This is a genomic window from Acinetobacter sp. LipI_19, from assembly GCF_058242925.1.
On record NZ_JBZAYK010000001.1, the window covers coordinates 1,186,039 to 1,204,008 of the forward strand.

Genomic DNA, 17,970 nt, shown 5'->3' on the forward strand with positions numbered 1-17,970 from the left:
TGTTACTTAATCAAGATTTTAATATGTACTTTAGAAAAACTCAAATTTTAATTGTTATCGATAAATTGAGAGGGTGATATAAGATATAAATAGTTTATGATCAGCTTAACCTAAGAACGATGAAGCAAGTTTATGAAAAAAATAACAATGGTATTATTGCTTATGCTTACAGGTTGCATTACTCCAAATCCTCATAGTTTGGTACTGATGAAACAAGAAAAACCCATTAAAGTCATGCATGAGCAACTGGATGATGAAAATACCAGTAATGAGGTAAATAGAGCATTATTATGTGGTGAATATGAGCGTGTCTATAAAACAGAATACCTGCCTGCTTTAATGAAATATGATAAATCATTAGGGCAAGAAAAACCAAAACAGTACTATTTGGATGAATTAAATAACACCATTTCTCAATATTTAGAACTGAAAAAAATAACCTGTTAAGGCTTTTTAGTTTGTTCAGTATTTATGTTGAGTTTCTTCCATTTTCTGATTTGAACTCTAAAATTGGTAAAAGGGGCGACAGTGTTGATATGAATCCATTTATACAGTGGCCAGTTGGCAGGTGTGGTTGCCCATTTACGTTGATTTATTTCAAATAGTTCTCCATCTGTTAGATTTTCAATCCAGTCTGTGACTTCTTTGACCTGTTTAGATAATAACCGAGTATTTTCTTTTAATGAATGCTGGGCATGGGTTTGATAAAAATTTTGATATAGACTTGCTAAGTTATTCCATTTATAGCCTTCTTTCGGCATTGAAACGGGGAAACCTGCAAGTTCTTTGCTTTCCCATTCTAATAATAAATTTACCCATCCCAATTGATAGGATAAATTTTGGGCAGGGGTTTTATCTACAGTTGCAACTTTATGATCTTTTAAGTCTTCGGATATTTCTTCAAATTCTGTTAAATATTGATTTAATGAATTATTGATTGCAACAATCAGTTCCTGTTTAGATTGATAGGTTTTCATCTATTCAATATTCCCAAAATAAATACAATACTGTTTATATTTAGTGCAAGTTTAGATCTAATTTATTTTAATTATGAAAAGGGTGGAGCAACTCATTACCGTAGTGAATATATAGTAATGAGTCTGAAATTAATGCCAATAGAAAATGAGTCATTCAAGAAGGCTTGTCTATTGTTTATATTCCGCAGCGATTATTCAAAATTATTTAGCAGCAGCTTGCACATCGCCTTGTGCACTTCTAAACAACTTCCATTCATCAACCACTGTTCCATTTGGAAGCTTACAATATCCTGCTTCATTTCCTAATGCATCTTTTTTAATCTGAGACTCGCCTCCCATTTTTTGACAATACACACTTGCGGGATTAGCCATGCCAAGCGGTTTAGCATTTTGAGTATTTACTTCAGGGGTAGAACAGGCAGAAAGAAGTGTTGTCATGAGCACAGATGTGCCAATATATATTTTATTCATTGCAAATAAAGTCTTTGTTTTAAAGTATGAAGTATAATTAAATTAGCAAGTTTTAATGTATCTACTCTGTATAATCCTGTAGCTCAAAATAATGATGAGTACGACTTAGTATAAAGTTTAATTAAATAATATTATGTATAAATAAAGAAAATCTTTTAAATGTAAATGGTATAGTCAGTTAAATATAATAGTAAGTTAAATATGGGCAACGCAGTATTGATATTACACTTACACCAACACCGTATTTATGGGTGGAGACTAAATAGGGTATAAAAAGCACGAAACAGTAAAGTCTATTTCATGCTGATATAGATAAACAGATTATACATTTAAGTGTTTGATAAAATGCTCTAAAACCAGGGGTGATTTTAATTCTAGATTTGGCGCATATTTTTCATTTTCAGTTCGTAAATGAGGAATATTTAAGGCAGCTTTACGCAATTCACAAGTATGACCAATCAGCCATTTTTCCATATCCTCTGCTGCAACTTCGACATGGAATTGTAGTGCTAAGATATTTTGACCAACTCTAAATGCCTGATTTGTATAAATTGCAGAGCTTGCAAGTAATTCAGCCTGTACTGGCAAGTCAAACGTATCACCATGCCAATGTAAAACTTCGGTATTTACGAGTGGCAATAATGGATTATTTTGAGCCAGATTTAGCTTCAATTGACTCCAGCCAATTTCTTTTTGATGGCCTGCATAAACCTTTGCACCCAAAGCATGTGCAATCAATTGTGCACCTAAGCAAATACCAAGCGTTGGTAAATTCTTGGCTAAACGTTGTTTAAGATAAGTGATTTCATCATTTAAAAAAGGATAATCCTCAGTTTCATAAACACCAATTGGACCACCTAGAACGACGACTAAACCTTCAAATGCAAATGCTTGCTTTAAATCATCTATACCTGCTTCAAAATAACGTATGCGATAGCCCAAATCATAAAAAGTGTCTTCAAGAATACCTAAATCTTCAAAAGCTAAATGTTGAATGGCATAGATTGTCTTCGGCAAAGCGTATGTGGAGGAAGTCATGGTTTTATGATGATTTAACGAGAATATCGCTAATTTATACTAGATTCTATTGGGTTGAAAACTAAATTTATGATGTGATTTGCAACATAGAATAAATACAGTGTTTGCTTGATTCCAAAATGGTCGATTTAACCGAATCATCAGAAACACTTCTTGCTATGAGTATAGCACCTACCAGTTGACATAAGACGCCCCAGGCTTTTTCTTCACTTCCGAGGCGTTGAGTAAATAGGGCATGACCGCGCTGTAATTCTTGTTGATAGCGTTGTTTAATCTCCTCATCAGAACGTGCGACTTCTGTGGCGAGTGTTGGCAGTACACAACCATGATTTGGATGTTCAACATGAGAGAGGGTTAAGTAACGATTGAGTTCAAATTCAATCCATAACTCAGCCTGATTATGGGGATTGCTTTGCCACAGCTGAATGCTATTTTTAAGTTCATTTTCAACCAATGCTTTAAACAAATCCTGCTTGGAAGAAAAATGTGAATAGAATGCACCACTGGTCACGCCAGCAGCTTTCATAAAGCCATCTACACCGGTTGCAGCAAAGCCATCTTTTTTGGCAAGCTGTCCACTGATTTTTAATAGTTCTTTTCTTTTTTCTTCTTTATATCCAGATTTGTATCGCATATTTTCCTCGATCAAATTTTCCTTGACGCTCTTGTAAAACTATAACATAGTGATCGTTATAATAACGATCGTTATGCAAAAAGGGAAGCATGATATGCAAGATGAAATAACAACATCAAATCAGAAAGTTGCATTGATTATTGGAGCAGGTGATGCAACAGGTGGCGCAATTGCGAAACGTTTTGCCAAAGGGGGATATATTAGTTGTATGACCCGTCGCAATGCTGACAAGTTACAACCACTGATTGATGAAATTGAACAGGCTGGCGGGACAGCATATGGTTTTGCATCAGATGCTCGAAAAGAACAGCAAGTTATACAATTAATCGAAGAAATTGAAAGCAATATTGGTGAAATAGAGGTACTGGTTTTTAATATCGGTGCCAATGTCCCATGTAGCATCCTTGAAGAAACAGCGCGTAAATATTTTAAAATATGGGAAATGGCCTGTTTTTCTGCTTTTTTAACTGGTCGTGAAGTGGCGAAACGAATGGTAAGCCGACAACGCGGGACATTGATCTTTACAGGTGCGACTGCTGGTCTACGTGGTGCTGCTTATTTTTCAGCATTTGCAGGGGCAAAGCATGCACTTAGAGCTTTGGCACAGAGTATGGCGCGTGAACTTGGTCCACAGAATATTCATGTGGCTCATGTGGTAGTTGATGGTGCAATTGATACAGATTTTATTAAAAACAGTTTTCCTGATCTTTATGAGAAAAAAGACCAAGATGGTATTTTAAATCCTGAACATATTGCTGAAAATTATTGGTATCTTGCCCAGCAACCACGTGATGCATGGACGCATGAGCTAGATTTACGCCCTTGGATGGAAAAATGGTAAGTCACTTTATATTAGTAAGTTTTTTGTATGAGTAGGTTAATATAGCTAGATGACTTATCTCGATATAGTGAGAGTAAGAAGTCATGATTTAAGTTTTTTCTAGAATTATTTTTACAGTAGTACGATAAAAATATGATCAGTACAGTTAAGGAATAACACTGAATGAAACAGGTAGAATTTTATTTTGATTTGGGTAGCCCATATAGTTATTTAGGCTTTTATCAGATTCAAAAAATTGCAAAACAAAATCAAGCACAAGTGATCTGGAAGCCGATCTTGCTTGGTGGCATTTTTAAAGCCACAGGGAACAGCAGTCCAATGGCTGTGCCAGCAAAAGCCAGTTATTCGATGATCGATATGGGGCGTTGGTCAAAACTCTGGAATATTCCAATACAAATGAATCCCTATTTTCCAATTAATACTTTAAATCTGATGCGCGTGATTACAGCAGTTCAGCTTTATCAAGCTGAAAAATTCTTAACAGTGTTAAACGCTTTATTTGATGCAATGTTTGGGCATCCGCGTAATTTAAATGATATCAATGAATTTATTACCTTGCTTCAATCATTGGGTTTTAGTACAGAGCAGGTTCAAACTTGGCTTTCAGATGAACAGGTTAAAGCCCAACTAAAAAATATCACAGAAGAAGCCATTGGGCGTGGTGTTTTTGGTGCACCGACATGGTTTATTGGAGATGAAATGTTTTGGGGTGTTGATCATCTTCACTTTGTTGAGATGGAATTGGCTTAATCTTGATAAATACGCTTTTAAATTCTGATTCTATTATTTAGATGCTAGCATTAGAGAATTGCGTTGTATTGTGTTACAGCTAGCCATGCCGCACAGTTATTCTATAGAAAGCCAAACTGCATTGAATCAGAAAAATATTTGATGAAGAATGCTAATCGTAAATGTAGAGGATTAAACATAAAAATGCTGTAATAGTGCAAGGATTAGTGCCAAAGTAAATACGGATAAAAGTGTTTGCATGCTGATGCTTGCCGCCATTAATTGATGATCGCCGTTTAATAGTTTGGTTAAGATATATGCGGAAGATGCGGTTGGGATAGAAAAGAAAATCATGATAGCAATCACGGCGGCATGACTTAGCTCAAAAAACTGCAAACAGATAAAGGCAATAAGCGGGATCAGCAATAATCTGATTAGGCTAATGAGCAAAGACTTTTTCAGATAAATTCTGAGGGTCGAAAATTGAATTGCTGTTCCTACACATAATAAGCCTAACATCAGACTACTACTTGAAAAAGCATTTAACAGATTTGCAAAGCCAGACCAAATAGGGATGTTTAAAAGATTAAATGTAATTCCCAATATACAAGAGCTGATCAGTGGGTTTTTGATTAAAGACCAGAATATATTTTTAATGTTCTGTTGATCTTTATCTGTCAGAGAAAGGATCGAAATAACATTAACCAAGGGAATTGCTATAGCAAGGATATTTACCAAGATACTTTTGATTTCAGCATTATTAAGTGTTGTGGCAATCGAGAGTCCGAGATAGGTATTAAAACGAATCAAGCTTTGGACATATACACCGATCTGGGCAATAGGTGTTCGGTTTAACTTTGCAAACAGATAAACGCCAGCAATGATCATGGCCATAATTAAAAAAATGACTGTAAGAATACTGTTGAGATGCCCCATATTCATATCTGCATTTGCAAGAGAACTAAACAATAAGGCTGGAAATAAAATATAGTAATTTAGCTTTTCTGCGCCATTCCAGAATTTTTCATCAAGTATATGTGACTGGAAAAGATAAAAACCTAAACCAATCAGGGCGATGGATGGGAAAAGAATAGTAATCATTTGTAGCATGATGAACGCTCTATGCAGAACCTAATTCGACCAAGTCCCACCCACTGATTTTTTTCATCTGTAAGCTAAACCCAAGTAAATTTTAATCAAGAATATGACTTATGCCTATTCATGGTAAAATGAGTCTTTACTCATGGATAGAGTAGCGATGACATTTACTCAACTGACTATTTTTGCCGTGTTAGCTGAACAGAAAAGCTTTACTGTTACAGCTCAGCGTTTGCAAATTTCTCAATCTGCGATTTCTCATGCAATTAAATGCTTAGAACAAGATTGGTCGGTCACATTGTTTTATCGCAATCATAATGAAGTTGAGTTAACTGAATCGGGTATACGGCTTTTAGTGCATGTGAAAGAAATTTTGAATATTTCCAATGTCCTAAAGCAAGAAATCTCCGATATACAAGGATTTCATTCTGGAACTTTAAGAATTGGATCTTTTGGTGCTTCATCTTCTAATGTACTTATTCCCTTAATTCTAGAAAAATTTAGTTTAAAATATCCAAATATTGAAGTGTTTATTAAAGAAGGAACGGATAAAGATATTACTCAATGGATTCATGATCGTACTATTGATGTTGGATTTGTAGTTTTACCCGAAGAACGCTTTGATACTTTTCCTGTGATTGAGGATATTTTTGTAGCACTTATTCCAAAGTCCTATGCACGATCACAGCAAAGTGCAGTTCGATTGGATGAATTGGCAGAATATCCTTTTTTAATGACCTCAGCAGGCAGTCAAAACCATGTCACAGAGATGTTTAGAAAAGCCAATCTGAGTCCAAAAATTAAATGTTATTTTTCTCAAATTTTGACCATTATTAATATGGTTAACAATGGTGCAGGTGTTTCAATTGTTGCTGATATGGCATTGAATAAAGAGTTAATGACACTGTTTCCCAATGTGCAAAAATTACCTTTATCACCCAATATTAAGCGGTCTATTAGTCTGGCAGTGAAGAATAAAAAACAGATGAGTCCAATTACGCAGGCATTTATTGATATTGCACAAATGGTTTAGCATTTTATCGTGAACGTTTCGCAGAAGAATAAATGACGAGTCTAAACACAGCATGAATGATTTGATTTATAAATTCATAGAACGTCCTAAAACAGCATTTATACTATGTGGCTGTGTTGCTAACCTATCCTTATGGGCAATTAGTCATATCAAAAGTTTTAGTATTTTATGGGTAATATGCTTCTTTGTTTTTACCGCATTTTCTGCATTGTTTTTGTCTGTTTATTTGATGGAATTTGTTGAGAAAAAACCAAGATACAAGATCTACTTTCAACTGTTGTTTTATATACTTTTGATCATTTTATATTTAGCATTGAATACTTATAAATCTGTTTTAGATCAGAAATTTCTTCCACAAAGTTTAGTGATGTCTGTGATTGTGTTTTTCACAATGTTATTGATGATGAATTTAAGAGTCGTGGTTGGATATAGTTTCGAACATATTAAAATGTTATGGAAAAGACCTAAATAATTTTGCTGCTGATCTCAGTATATCTGTTTGAACGCATTGGTTTATTCAACTAAACAAACAATACGAAACAGGCAATAAAGGAATGTGTTGATGAATTTAGAAACATTACAAAGGCAAATTTGCAAAAAATATGAATCAAAATATATGGAATTTAATCTGTCGGATAGGGTTGCAATTGCATTACAGAGTCTAGGCCAACAACCGATTTATGCAGTTCGAGTTGCGCTTAAAAAACAAGACAATGTTTCTTGGTTTATTCACTGTGGAGAATATTCTTCAGCTGATGATTTTTATCAACCGCTGCATGCCTCACATTTACAGCAATATTTACCTGAAATTTTACCTTATTTGGCGCTTGAGCACGGTTATCATGTCATTATTGATAAGCATGGCTATGAAGATGTTTGGATGAATCCAACAACCGACTAAATTTAGCGAATCATCGCAATCTGTATAAAATAATGAATGAATTGACAGTTATAAGGATTAAACAGCATCTTAATCATGACTAAAAAAAGCGAACCGAAGTTCACTTTTTTAAAGTGTAAATCAACTATAGAACTTAGAAGAAGCCCATTGCTTTGGTTGAATAGCTAACCAATAAATTCTTGGTTTGTTGATAATGATCAAGCATCATCTTGTGGTTTTCACGGCCAATACCAGATTTCTTATAACCACCAAATGCTGCATGTGCAGGGTAGATATGGTAGCAGTTGGTCCATACACGACCAGCTTCAATCGCACGACCCGCACGATAAGAGGTATGCGCAGAACGAGACCATACACCAGCGCCTAAGCCATACATCGTATCATTGGCAATTCTGATTGCATCATCATAATCTTTAAATGTTGCTACAGAGAGAACTGGTCCAAAAATTTCTTCTTGGAAAATCTTCATACTGTTGTCGCCTTTGAAAATGGTAGGTTCAATATAGAAACCTTGACCGACTTCCTGACGATCGCCACCCCCTGTAAGCAGTTGAGCACCTTCAGCACGACCTGTTGCAATACAACCCAAGATTTTGTCTTGTTGCTCTTGAGATGCCTGAGCACCAATCATGGTGTCTGTGTCTAAAGGATGTCCAGTTTTGATGCGTTTTACACGTTCAACTGCCATTTCAAGGAATTTATCTGCAATACTTTCTTGAACCAATGCACGTGATGGGCAAGTACATACTTCACCTTGGTTTAAGGCGAACATGGCAAAGCCTTCAAGCGCTTTGTCTAAATAATCATCATCTTTATCCATGACATCTTCAAAGAAAATGTTTGGTGATTTACCACCAAGCTCAAGCGTTACAGGAATAATATTTTCAGTTGCATATTGCATGATCATTTGACCAACCGCAGTAGAACCTGTAAAGGCAATTTTAGCAATACGTGGATTGGTAGCCAGTGGGCGACCCACTTCAACGCCGTAACCATTGACAATATTTAAAACGCCTGGCGGTAAAATATCTTGAATGAGTTCTGCAACTACTAAAATACTTGATGGTGTTTGTTCAGCAGGTTTAAGTACAATACAGTTACCCGCTGCAAGTGCTGGTGCAAGTTTCCATGCTGCCATAAGAATAGGGAAATTCCATGGAATGATCTGACCCACTACACCTAAAGGTTCATGGAAGTGGTAAGCAATGGTATCTTCATCAATTTCAGAGATACCACCTTCTTGTGCACGTAAACAACCTGCAAAATAACGGAAATGGTCAATTGCTAAAGGAATATCGGCTGCCAATGTTTCACGAATTGGCTTACCATTTTCCCATGTTTCTGCAACCGCCAGTAATTCTAAATTTTCTTCTAAACGATCTGCTATTTTCAGTAGTACATTTGAACGTGTTGTTGGAGATGCTTTGTTCCATGAAGCTTTGGCTTTATGTGCTGCATCTAATGCAAGTTCGATATCTTCCGCGGAAGAACGTGGAATTTTGGTAAAGGCTTTACCATCTACAGGAGAGACATTATCAAAATATTGCCCTTTAACCGGTGCTACCCATTTGCCATCAATAAAGTTTTCATATTGGGCTTTGAACTGTACTTTTGAACCAGGTTGATTTGGATCTACATAACGCATAAGAGTATCCCTTTACTTATATTCATGATCATTCATGATGTGTTTAATATGGCATGTATGAACAATGATTGTTTACATGATGGATTGAGCATAGAGAGTCAAAGGTAGGGAAAAGGTTGGATGAAATCCTAGAGTCATTTGCGCTATGCTTTAATCTTTGGCAATATTTTCTTGTTTATTAGAAAATTGCTAAATATTGGAAAAAATTGGTTTTATTCTACAGCTTTGGTATGAGTTGTGTTGACTCAGGTTAAGCTCACTATGTTAATGTGCTAGAGTAATTTATAAGCAGGTCCGCTGGATAAAAACAACAGAGAAAGGATAGGATATTTTTTAACGAATTACAGAGGAAGTAGCGTATGTTAAGCCAACAAGAGTTATCAAATAAACGGAGTTTAATTGAGCAGTTACGCTAAAGCAGTAGTTTGTCTTTAAAACATGCTGATCAACTCGGACAGAGTATTGCAAGTTCATGGCAACGTTCCAACTCAGCTGCGATTCCCAAAGATCGTGATGCTGCACCTTTGATGAATGTAAAACAAGAAAGAAAAACGCTGTTAGAAAAAGCAATAGAACATTGTCGGGATGAATTAACTCATATCGCAGAACAGTCAGCAATGGTTGCTGCAGTAGGGGATATCGGTAGTACTATTATTTGGTCAGCCGCAAGTGGGCAAATGCGCAATGCTGCAGAACGTGTCCATTTTATTGCTGGTGGACAATGGCGTGAAGATTTGGTGGGAACTAATGCTTTGGCACTGTCATTAAAAACCCAACAATCCAGTTGTGTGTTTTCCAACGAGCATTTTATGTCTTCTGTGCATGACTGGGTTTGTTATGCCTCTCCAATTATAGATCCATATTCCAAACAAGTTTTAGGGGTCATTGATCTTTCAACCACATGGAATCATCACAATAGTTTGGGATTATTGGCGGCTGAGCGCTGTGCCTCGATTATTCAATCGGCATTGCTAGAGTTTCAACAACAACATTTATTTATCCGTGCTTTTGCTGTGCCACAAGTGTTGTTCAATGGCAAGATTGTGGTATTGACACCACGACAAATTGAAATTTTGACCATTCTTGCGTTGTGCCCTCAAGGGATGAATCTGGAAAATTTACATCAAGCGTTGTATGGTGAACGAAAAGTGAGTGTCGGCACATTAAAAGCAGAAATGTCGCAGTTGCGTGATATCTTGGGCGGCATGCTGGGTTCACGGCCTTATCGTTTATTGGCACATGTTGAAGCAGATTTCTTGCAAGCAGAGAATGCTTTAGATGCGGGTTATACCGAATCCGCTTTAAAATTATGTAAAGGTGTATTTTTAGCTAAAACCGAAAGTCCTTTTTTATCTGCATGGCGAGATTGCCTCGAATCACGCCTAAGTGAAGCGATTTTTAAAGCCAATGAAACAGATGCTTTATTAAAACACCTTGCACATTTTCCAGAAGCGATTGATGCCGTTGAACGTCTAATTGAACTTACACCAGACGGGCATCCTGCTCATCAAATTCTAATGAAATATAAAGATGAGCATTGATTTTGCAGGATACTTTTAACTGATCATTTGCTTGCAAAGAAAAATGGATTTGAGCCTTTAAGGTTGCTTTTGAGCTAACCATGAAAAAAGTTGATGATAAACTTCTCTTCTGACTTCTGGTGCCGATAAAACCAAGTCATGTAGTCCATTTTGAATGGTCATGACATTAACATCGCCCTGTATTTTACCTGCATCTCTGACGATGTCTTTGACCTCTAAAATAACATCAGTGCTTTGAGCATCTCGGTTAAATTTCTTAGGATAGGTTGTTCTGTGAGAATGCATCACTAAGGTTGGTACATTGATCTGTACACCTGCATGAATTTCTTTTTGGGCTTCAAAAATTGCATGCACAAAGCTTAAATATACTTTGGGGTAAGTTGGTTTTTTCCACTCTAAGCTGAAATCCCATTCGCCTTGCAAATCTTTATGCAGACTGGTGACATACCATTTATTTAATTCACTTGGAAACTTTAAATTAGGTAAGCGTTTGCCCATTGCGCTGAGTTTGGGGAGGGCTAATTTTTTCTTCCAAGCAGGCATATTAAAGTCATAAAAAGGACTATTGCACCATAAGGCTTGAATAAGGGGATGTTGTGGATAATGTGCTGCATATAATGTTGCGATCAATCCACCTGTAGAATGTCCTGCCAGTAACACCTCAGTGTGGCCTTCCTGACCAATAATCTTTAATGCTTGCGTGATTTCTTCATCATATTCATTCAAATTTAGAACATAATAATATTTTTGATGTGGTAGGTAAGAACGACCATATTTTCTTAAATCAAGTGCATAAAAATCATAATCATGTTGATTAAATTGTTCAGCCATTTCTGTTTGAAAGAAATAATCGATAAAACCATGGATATAGAGCACCGCTTTCTTGGTCGCTTGAGCTGCTTGTTTGCGTACCAAAGTCGCAATGACTTTACCATCATAGTCATTTGGTAAGTTTAAGGTTAGTTTTTCATAACCCGTACCAAGGGTATCAGGTTGATATTCAATAGATTGAGTGGTCATAGCGTATTCCTGAATTTTATAGAAAAATGAAATCCGAAAAATTACAGATAGTCTTTTACCAGCGCATAGGATTCATCATATAGTTTTTGTGCCAACTTTATATTTTTGGCCCTGCCTGATTTAAACGCTGGAGTTTGTAAACTCACATAATCACCATTTCGCTTTTCCCATGACGGATCAAAAGCAATTTTTTTAATTAATTCGGCAGGCTTAGATGGTGGAATAAGACCAAGTTTAATGATTGCATATTGCCATTTGGGTAATTCACGATAAATCTCAGAATCTACGCCACCTGGATGTAATGCATTGCTGGTGACATGACTTCCATATAGTTGTTTGGCGAGGATATTACTAAAGAGCAGATTAGCTAATTTACTATTGCCATAGCTCAAAACACCATTGTATTTCTTCACTTGATCCGCGTTAAAGTTTTCAGGTTGGATACGACCTAAAAGATGCATCATTGAAGCCAAATGAATTACACGACCTTGTTGGGCTTTTTGAACCAATGGAAGAAGTTTCAATGTCCAAAGAAAAGGCCCCAGATAATTTACCCCAAACTGTTTTTCAAAACCATCAGCTGTGGCCTCAAGATCAGGTGTCATCATGCCAGCATTGTTGACTAATACATCAATTTTTTCATATTTAGCAATAATTTCATTGGCTGCTTGGTTAATTTGTTCAAGACTATTTAAATCAAGGTGAATTACGTCTACTTGACCTGTACCGAATGACTCTAAATGTTGCTGTGCTGTTTTGGCTTTTTCTGGATTACGACAAGCAATGATCACATGGTGACCATCCTTAATAAAGGTTTCTGCAGTTGCAAGCCCGATTCCGGTATTTGCACCCGTGATGATGATGGTTTTACTTGTTGTTGTCATTGCTGAAATAATCCGCTGATGTTTTAAGCATCATAGTCATAGATTGTGACTTTATCAATATATCTGACAATAATGATTGTCATTTTTTATAAGCGTATAAAAAAGGAATATTACTAAAGTAATATTCCTGAGTATCAAGCACACTTCATTGTATTTGGCCTAAAAGGTTCTTAGGCTGAGTAGAAAGAAAGCGGATCGTTTTACATGGCTGATTCAAAAATTTTAATGACTTGAGCATCAGTTGCTTTACGTGGATTGGTCAACATACAGGCATCTTTTTGCGCATTTGAGGTCATCACTGCATGCTCTTCCGCTTTGACACCCAATTCAGCTAAGCCAGAAGGGATACCAATAGATGAAGATAACTCACGAATTGCATCAATCGCAGCAAAGGCAGCCTCAGTAACGGTTAAACCCTCAGTATTGACACCCATTAATTGGGCAATTTTTGCATAACGGTCTGGGCAGGCAATTAAGTTAAACTCACACACATGCGGTAATAGAATTGCATTACATACGCCGTGTGGAAGGTTATAGAAGCCACCTAATTGATGAGCCATTGCATGTACATAACCTAAAGACGCATTGTTAAATGCCATACCTGCTAAATATTGTGCATATGCCATTGCATCACGTGCTTCAAGATTTTCGCCATTGGCAACAGCAGGGCTTAACCATTCGCTAATCATTGAAATGGCTTTTTCTGCACATGCATCAGTAATTGGGTTTGCAGCAGTTGAAACATAAGCTTCTACAGCATGAGTTAAAGCATCCATACCCGTTGCAGCAGTTAAAGCAGCAGGTTTTGCAATCATGAGTTTAGGATCATCAATTGCAACAAGCGGTGTACAACGCCAATCAACAATTGCCATTTTTACATGGGTATCAGTATTGGTGATAATACAGAAACGAGTCATTTCGGAAGCAGTTCCTGCTGTCGTATTGATTGCGACAAGCGGTGTCATTGGGACTTTACTTTGATCAATCCCTTCATAATCACGAATATGACCGCCACCTGCGGTAACTAAGCCGATTCCTTTTGCACAGTCATGAGAAGAGCCACCGCCTAAAGACACAATAAAGTCACAACCATTATTGTTATATTCGTTTACGCCATTATGTACGTTAATGTCTGTCGGGTTTGGTTCCGCCCCAGGAAAAATATGACTGTCTACCCCAGCATCTTTAAGATATCCAACAATAATGTCTGCAACACCAAATTTGAATAAGCCGGCATCAGTGACGATGAGGGCTTTTTTTGCCCCTAAATTTTGTGCTTTAGCACCGACTTCTTTGGCACAACCTGGACCAAAAAGTGAGACGCAAGGGATGTAAAAACCGTTTGTTTGATCTGCTATATTTTTAAAAGCCATGGTGCGATTCCTTCTACCATTGTTATTTCATCATTCCAGAAAGGTGATGTTCACCTTGAGGTTGAGTATCTGTTTTGAGGGCTAGATTGAATACCTACTAAACACCTACCAAACTTTAATAATGCAAACCTTAAACTAAGTATTTGATATTTTTATTTAAAATAAAGTAGTGAAGTTTTTCTTTATAATTTTTAAGGTGAAAATTATATTTGAACGTGAGTTTTGATTAAAAAGTACAAAAAGCTATTTTGTTGGGTGTTTTTTGCTCTAACAATTCATTTTATTTTTAAAAAGTGAATCGTTGAGTTTAATTTCGGGCATACATTTTAAAATCCATCAAAATAGAATGAATTATCAATTTATGAGAATGTGTATTGATAATTAAAAAGTTAAAATTATGTGAAAAATTTGATATTTATATAATAGTTCAGCAGGGGCTTAAATAGACTTTTTAAATATACCTTTACTGTTAAATTATGCTAAATGATAAAAATAAAACAATGATATATATCATTAATAAGTAGTATAAAAAATTTAAAAATAAAATTACCTATATTTTTTACGGCTGAGTGAAAATGCTATTGATCAGAATTTTATACATAAAGATTGTTTTTTATGTATGTTTTTTAAACAGGTTGCCACGGTTCGGTAATCTCATATTTTAAGGATAAAAAATGAAAAAAATATTAACGTTAAAAAATATTGTCATAACAAGTTCATTGTTCGCGATTACCAGCATGAGTTTTGCGGGGGAGTATAAACGCTTTTCAGTATCTGCAGGTTGGTTACATGTTATGCCTCAGGGAAAAGCCAATCCCTTTAATATTAATACCAGTGTTAAAAATGGTACCAACGCAACAGTCGGAAGTATCTCTACAACCAGTTTTTTAAACTCAGTTGATCCTAATGCTATGGGGGAAGACTTAGGCGGAGTACCATTTAATCAGAAAGAGGTTTTAACTGAATTTCTCAATGATGCATTTATGCAAACCCTATTGACCGATGGTAAGGGTAATATTTTGCCAGAGGTCGCAGGAACAGCAAATATTCATGGCTTGGAAAATTGGCAAGCTAAGGGAACAGGGCTTGAAGTCGATGATGTAGATACCCTTGGTATGATGTTAAATTATTACATTAATGACAATGTTTCTTTGCAACTCATTGGTGGAATTCCTCCAAAAGTTGATATTAAAGGTAAAGGGGAAATCTTGGCACCCCTCACCGGATTAGCCACCTCGCCAAGTGACCTAGTCGGAATTTTATTTCCAGATGGTATAGATTTAAACCAAGCAATTCCAATCACCAATTTAGGCAACAAATCTAAAGCAGCTTCAGTCCGTGCATGGACACCAGCGCTTGAAGCGCAATATCAGTTTGGTCAGTCTGGTGTCAATAAATTGCGTCCATATATTGGGGTAGGGGTGATGTACTCTCATTTTACTGATATTAAATTGAACTCACAGATCAAAAGTGATCTGGTCGCAGCGGGACACATGATTCAAAACGTTTTAGATGGAAAAGCAGGGGCTGCGTTGGATGGCAAACCTTCCAGTGCAAATCCTTATGTAAGAGTTAAAACGACTGATGCAATTGCACCTATTGTAAGTCTGGGTGCTACTTATGATATTAATGAAAACTGGTTTGGTGTGGCTTCTGTTTCTTATGCCAAGCTCAACAATCAGGCTAAGATTGATGTTGTTGATGCCAAGACTGGTAAGCGACTGATTAATTCCACGACAAAAGTTGATATAGATCCATTGATTACTTATGTTGGTGTGGGGTATCGCTTCTAAAATCAACACTATTTTCCCTAAGAATAGTGAAGATTTTAAATGGTTAGCTTCGGCTAACCATTTTTTATGTTGAGCAGAATGGTCTATGCAATTTTTTTTAGCTAGATGTAGATTGATGAGCAATAAAAAAGCATCCTAAATGGATGCTTTTTTGAGAGTATTGTACAAATCAGAGAATTTATTTCTCTACGATTGCAGTTACACCTTGACCACCAGCAGCACAAATCGAAATAAGTACACGACCTGAACCTTTTTGGTTAATCAATTTTGCAGCAGTTGCCAAAATACGACCACCTGTTGCTGCAAATGGATGACCAGCAGCTAAAGAAGAACCTTTAACATTGAGTTTGCTACGGTCAATTGAGCCCAATGGTGCATCTAGACCTAAACGTTCTTTACAGAACTTAGGATCTTCCCATGCTTTTAAGGTCGAAAGAACTTGTGATGCAAAAGCTTCATGAATTTCATAGTAGTCGAAGTCTTGAAGTTTAATACCCGCACGAGCCAACATACGTGGAACAGCATAAGCAGGCGCCATCAATAAACCTTCTTTCTTATTCACAAAATCTACCGCAGCAGTTTCAGTGAATGTTAAGTAGGCAAGGACTTCATGACCATTTGCTTTAGCCCATTCTTCAGAGGCTAATAGAACAACTGAAGCACCGTCTGTAAGTGGGGTAGAGTTACCTGCAGTCATTGTTGCAGTATCACCTTTACCAAATGCAGGTTTAAGCTTAGCCAATTTTTCAACTGAAGAATCAGGACGCAAATTATTGTCTTTGTCTAGACCCATAAACGGCGTGATCAAATCATCGAAGAAGCCTTCATCATATGCTTTGGCCATTTTTTGATGTGAAGATGCAGCAAGTTCATCTTGAGCTTCACGCGGAATACCCCATTCTAAAGCAGTAATCGCTTGGTGATCACCCATAGATAAACCAGTACGAGGTTCACCATTTTTTGGTGCATCCATCAAGTCTTTAACATTGATTTTAGCTAAAGCTTTTAAACGGTCTTTACCTGTTTTTGCAATGTTTAATTCAAGCAATGCTTTACGTAAGCCGTCACCAAATGCGATTGGTGCATCAGAGGTAGTATCTACACCACCAGCAATACCCACTTCAATTTGGCCTAATGCAATTTTGTTTGCAACAAGGAAAGCTGCTTGTAAGCCAGTACCACATGCTTGTTGAATATCATAAGCAGGGGTTTCAGGCGCAAGTTGAGTATTTAAAACACATTCACGTGTCATGTTGAAATCACGGCTATGTTTTAGAACTGCACCAGCAACCACTTCACCTAAACGTTGACCTTGAAGGTTAAAACGTTCAATTAAACCGTTTAAAGACGCAGTAAGCATGTCAATGTTTGACGCTCGGAAATAAGGGCCATTTGAACGTGCAAAAGGAATACGGTTACCGCCAATAATTGCTACGCGACGTACAGTGTTTTGACTCATAATTTTATCCTGCTGACCAGAAGTTTGAGTTTTAGAAGATGAAGATGTTGTAACTTTTTTTGCCGTCGATGCAGTTGCTTTGCTACGTGAAGCAGCTGCTGGTGCACGAGTCGGTTTTTTAGTCGTGTTGGCTGCATTGGCATTTGTAGAATTTGTGTTGCTACTTTTACTCGTACGAGTACGAGGTTTTGATGTATTTGACACAGTTTCTTGTACAGTGCTTTCAGCGTTCGAATTTTCTTGAGTTGTTTTGCTCATAAGGCTTTTCCAAGCATGTTCGCAATATTCTTAGGGCTTACATTAACATAATTGGCTATGACTCGAATTGACTATAATGACATTTGCATATTCTTTCAGGTCAAGTCATCATTTTGGCAACTCAAGTATGATTTAACTGAAACTTATGGGTCATAGAGATGATAGCGTTGTTGACGATTCCTCTAAGTCTTGCGCGAAGACCAACGCAAGCCATTTAAGAAAGCGTAACACAGCTAAATATCTGAGATTATACTGAAGTTAAAAGATAGCTTAAG

At 36.7% G+C, this 17,970-nt stretch carries 18 protein-coding genes; 8 read left to right on the forward strand and 10 right to left on the reverse strand.

Features of this window, described 5'->3' with window-relative positions; all coding sequences use genetic code 11:
* Positions 1 to 132: 132 nt before the first annotated feature.
* A complete protein-coding gene (locus AC4CVF_RS05770; RefSeq protein ID WP_336954211.1) occupies positions 133 to 447 on the forward strand; it encodes a hypothetical protein in 315 nt (104 codons plus the stop codon).
* Here the strand turns inward: AC4CVF_RS05770 and AC4CVF_RS05775 are convergent.
* The 4 genes from AC4CVF_RS05775 to AC4CVF_RS05790 form a co-directional block, all read right to left on the reverse strand.
* Positions 444 to 977: a ClbS/DfsB family four-helix bundle protein gene (locus tag AC4CVF_RS05775; protein WP_336954210.1), complete on the reverse strand. Its 534-nt coding sequence runs from the start codon at positions 975 to 977 to the stop codon at positions 444 to 446. The two genes, AC4CVF_RS05770 and AC4CVF_RS05775, sit on opposite strands and share 4 nt — an antisense overlap.
* Before the next feature lie 201 nt (positions 978 to 1,178).
* Positions 1,179 to 1,448: a putative hemolysin gene (locus AC4CVF_RS05780; RefSeq protein ID WP_419359615.1), complete on the reverse strand. Its 270-nt coding sequence runs from the start codon at positions 1,446 to 1,448 to the stop codon at positions 1,179 to 1,181.
* A gap of 321 nt (positions 1,449 to 1,769) precedes the next feature.
* Positions 1,770 to 2,486 carry a glutamine amidotransferase gene (locus tag AC4CVF_RS05785; RefSeq protein WP_336954208.1) on the reverse strand — a complete coding sequence of 239 codons (717 nt, stop codon included), beginning with the start codon at positions 2,484 to 2,486 and terminating at the stop codon, positions 1,770 to 1,772.
* Between the two features lie 67 nt (positions 2,487 to 2,553).
* On the reverse strand, positions 2,554 to 3,120 hold the full coding sequence (locus AC4CVF_RS05790; protein WP_336954207.1) for a TetR/AcrR family transcriptional regulator: 567 nt from the start codon (positions 3,118 to 3,120) through the stop codon (positions 2,554 to 2,556).
* 94 nt (positions 3,121 to 3,214) lie between these two features.
* Here AC4CVF_RS05790 and AC4CVF_RS05795 point away from each other — a divergent pair, with 94 nt between their 5' ends.
* Both AC4CVF_RS05795 and AC4CVF_RS05800 read left to right on the forward strand, forming a co-directional pair.
* Complete coding sequence (locus AC4CVF_RS05795; protein WP_490789068.1) at positions 3,215 to 3,961, forward strand: SDR family oxidoreductase; 747 nt, start codon at positions 3,215 to 3,217, stop codon at positions 3,959 to 3,961.
* Positions 3,962 to 4,123: 162 nt separating this feature from the next.
* On the forward strand, positions 4,124 to 4,711 hold the full coding sequence (locus tag AC4CVF_RS05800; protein ID WP_336954206.1) for a 2-hydroxychromene-2-carboxylate isomerase: 588 nt from the start codon (positions 4,124 to 4,126) through the stop codon (positions 4,709 to 4,711).
* Positions 4,712 to 4,882: 171 nt separating this feature from the next.
* On the opposite strand, the gene AC4CVF_RS05805 is transcribed toward AC4CVF_RS05800, so the two are convergent.
* Entirely contained in the window at positions 4,883 to 5,800 is a 918-nt protein-coding gene (locus AC4CVF_RS05805) for an AEC family transporter (protein WP_336954204.1), read from the reverse strand.
* Positions 5,801 to 5,948: 148 nt separating this feature from the next.
* Here AC4CVF_RS05805 and AC4CVF_RS05810 point away from each other — a divergent pair, with 148 nt between their 5' ends.
* From AC4CVF_RS05810 to AC4CVF_RS05820, 3 genes are all read left to right on the forward strand, one after another.
* Positions 5,949 to 6,821 carry a LysR family transcriptional regulator gene (locus tag AC4CVF_RS05810; RefSeq protein ID WP_336954288.1) on the forward strand — a complete coding sequence of 291 codons (873 nt, stop codon included), beginning with the start codon at positions 5,949 to 5,951 and terminating at the stop codon, positions 6,819 to 6,821.
* Positions 6,822 to 6,873: 52 nt separating this feature from the next.
* Positions 6,874 to 7,293 carry a hypothetical protein gene (locus AC4CVF_RS05815; RefSeq protein WP_336954203.1) on the forward strand — a complete coding sequence of 140 codons (420 nt, stop codon included), beginning with the start codon at positions 6,874 to 6,876 and terminating at the stop codon, positions 7,291 to 7,293.
* Positions 7,294 to 7,383: 90 nt separating this feature from the next.
* A complete protein-coding gene (locus AC4CVF_RS05820) occupies positions 7,384 to 7,722 on the forward strand; it encodes an immunity protein Imm33 domain-containing protein (RefSeq protein WP_336954202.1) in 339 nt (112 codons plus the stop codon).
* A 133-nt stretch (positions 7,723 to 7,855) separates the two neighbouring features.
* Here AC4CVF_RS05820 and exaC read toward each other — a convergent pair whose 3' ends face one another.
* Complete coding sequence (exaC, locus tag AC4CVF_RS05825) at positions 7,856 to 9,367, reverse strand: acetaldehyde dehydrogenase ExaC (RefSeq protein WP_004719517.1); 1,512 nt, start codon at positions 9,365 to 9,367, stop codon at positions 7,856 to 7,858.
* 425 nt (positions 9,368 to 9,792) lie between these two features.
* Here exaC and AC4CVF_RS05830 point away from each other — a divergent pair, with 425 nt between their 5' ends.
* Complete coding sequence (locus tag AC4CVF_RS05830; RefSeq protein WP_490789069.1) at positions 9,793 to 10,908, forward strand: sigma-54-dependent transcriptional regulator family protein; 1,116 nt, start codon at positions 9,793 to 9,795, stop codon at positions 10,906 to 10,908.
* Between the two features lie 57 nt (positions 10,909 to 10,965).
* Here the strand turns inward: AC4CVF_RS05830 and AC4CVF_RS05835 are convergent, their stop codons facing one another.
* The 3 genes from AC4CVF_RS05835 to mdh form a co-directional block, all read right to left on the reverse strand.
* Positions 10,966 to 11,928: an alpha/beta hydrolase gene (locus AC4CVF_RS05835; protein WP_419327803.1), complete on the reverse strand. Its 963-nt coding sequence runs from the start codon at positions 11,926 to 11,928 to the stop codon at positions 10,966 to 10,968.
* 41 nt (positions 11,929 to 11,969) lie between these two features.
* Positions 11,970 to 12,812, reverse strand: a complete 843-nt coding sequence (locus AC4CVF_RS05840; RefSeq protein WP_490789070.1) for an SDR family oxidoreductase — start codon at positions 12,810 to 12,812, stop codon at positions 11,970 to 11,972.
* A 200-nt stretch (positions 12,813 to 13,012) separates the two neighbouring features.
* On the reverse strand, positions 13,013 to 14,185 hold the full coding sequence (gene mdh / locus AC4CVF_RS05845) for an iron-dependent methanol dehydrogenase (RefSeq protein ID WP_490789071.1): 1,173 nt from the start codon (positions 14,183 to 14,185) through the stop codon (positions 13,013 to 13,015).
* A 674-nt stretch (positions 14,186 to 14,859) separates the two neighbouring features.
* On the opposite strand from mdh, the gene AC4CVF_RS05850 reads away from it, so the two are divergent.
* On the forward strand, positions 14,860 to 15,978 hold the full coding sequence (locus tag AC4CVF_RS05850; RefSeq protein ID WP_336954197.1) for an OmpW/AlkL family protein: 1,119 nt from the start codon (positions 14,860 to 14,862) through the stop codon (positions 15,976 to 15,978).
* 178 nt (positions 15,979 to 16,156) lie between these two features.
* Here AC4CVF_RS05850 and AC4CVF_RS05855 read toward each other — a convergent pair whose 3' ends face one another.
* The gene (locus AC4CVF_RS05855) at positions 16,157 to 17,695 is read right to left on the reverse strand and encodes an acetyl-CoA C-acetyltransferase (protein WP_336954196.1); all 1,539 of its coding nucleotides are present in this window, start codon (positions 17,693 to 17,695) and stop codon (positions 16,157 to 16,159) included.
* Positions 17,696 to 17,970 lie beyond the last annotated feature (275 nt).

What these genes read in the sequence shown, in the direction of transcription:
- AC4CVF_RS05810 (WP_336954288.1), top strand. Translation starts at nt 5,949, where the DNA reads ATGACATTTACTCAACTGACTATTTTTGCCGTGTTAGCTGAACAGAAA.
- AC4CVF_RS05780 (WP_419359615.1), bottom strand. Translation starts at nt 1,448, where the DNA reads ATGAATAAAATATATATTGGCACATCTGTGCTCATGACAACACTTCTT.
- mdh (WP_490789071.1), bottom strand. Translation starts at nt 14,185, where the DNA reads ATGGCTTTTAAAAATATAGCAGATCAAACAAACGGTTTTTACATCCCT.
- AC4CVF_RS05805 (WP_336954204.1), bottom strand. Translation starts at nt 5,800, where the DNA reads ATGCTACAAATGATTACTATTCTTTTCCCATCCATCGCCCTGATTGGT.
- AC4CVF_RS05850 (WP_336954197.1), top strand. Translation starts at nt 14,860, where the DNA reads ATGAAAAAAATATTAACGTTAAAAAATATTGTCATAACAAGTTCATTG.
- AC4CVF_RS05785 (WP_336954208.1), bottom strand. Translation starts at nt 2,486, where the DNA reads ATGACTTCCTCCACATACGCTTTGCCGAAGACAATCTATGCCATTCAA.
- AC4CVF_RS05770 (WP_336954211.1), top strand. Translation starts at nt 133, where the DNA reads ATGAAAAAAATAACAATGGTATTATTGCTTATGCTTACAGGTTGCATT.
- AC4CVF_RS05840 (WP_490789070.1), bottom strand. Translation starts at nt 12,812, where the DNA reads ATGACAACAACAAGTAAAACCATCATCATCACGGGTGCAAATACCGGA.
- exaC (WP_004719517.1), bottom strand. Translation starts at nt 9,367, where the DNA reads ATGCGTTATGTAGATCCAAATCAACCTGGTTCAAAAGTACAGTTCAAA.
- AC4CVF_RS05790 (WP_336954207.1), bottom strand. Translation starts at nt 3,120, where the DNA reads ATGCGATACAAATCTGGATATAAAGAAGAAAAAAGAAAAGAACTATTA.
- AC4CVF_RS05820 (WP_336954202.1), top strand. Translation starts at nt 7,384, where the DNA reads ATGAATTTAGAAACATTACAAAGGCAAATTTGCAAAAAATATGAATCA.
- AC4CVF_RS05815 (WP_336954203.1), top strand. Translation starts at nt 6,874, where the DNA reads ATGAATGATTTGATTTATAAATTCATAGAACGTCCTAAAACAGCATTT.
- AC4CVF_RS05775 (WP_336954210.1), bottom strand. Translation starts at nt 977, where the DNA reads ATGAAAACCTATCAATCTAAACAGGAACTGATTGTTGCAATCAATAAT.
- AC4CVF_RS05800 (WP_336954206.1), top strand. Translation starts at nt 4,124, where the DNA reads ATGAAACAGGTAGAATTTTATTTTGATTTGGGTAGCCCATATAGTTAT.
- AC4CVF_RS05855 (WP_336954196.1), bottom strand. Translation starts at nt 17,695, where the DNA reads ATGAGCAAAACAACTCAAGAAAATTCGAACGCTGAAAGCACTGTACAA.
- AC4CVF_RS05835 (WP_419327803.1), bottom strand. Translation starts at nt 11,928, where the DNA reads ATGACCACTCAATCTATTGAATATCAACCTGATACCCTTGGTACGGGT.
- AC4CVF_RS05795 (WP_490789068.1), top strand. Translation starts at nt 3,215, where the DNA reads ATGCAAGATGAAATAACAACATCAAATCAGAAAGTTGCATTGATTATT.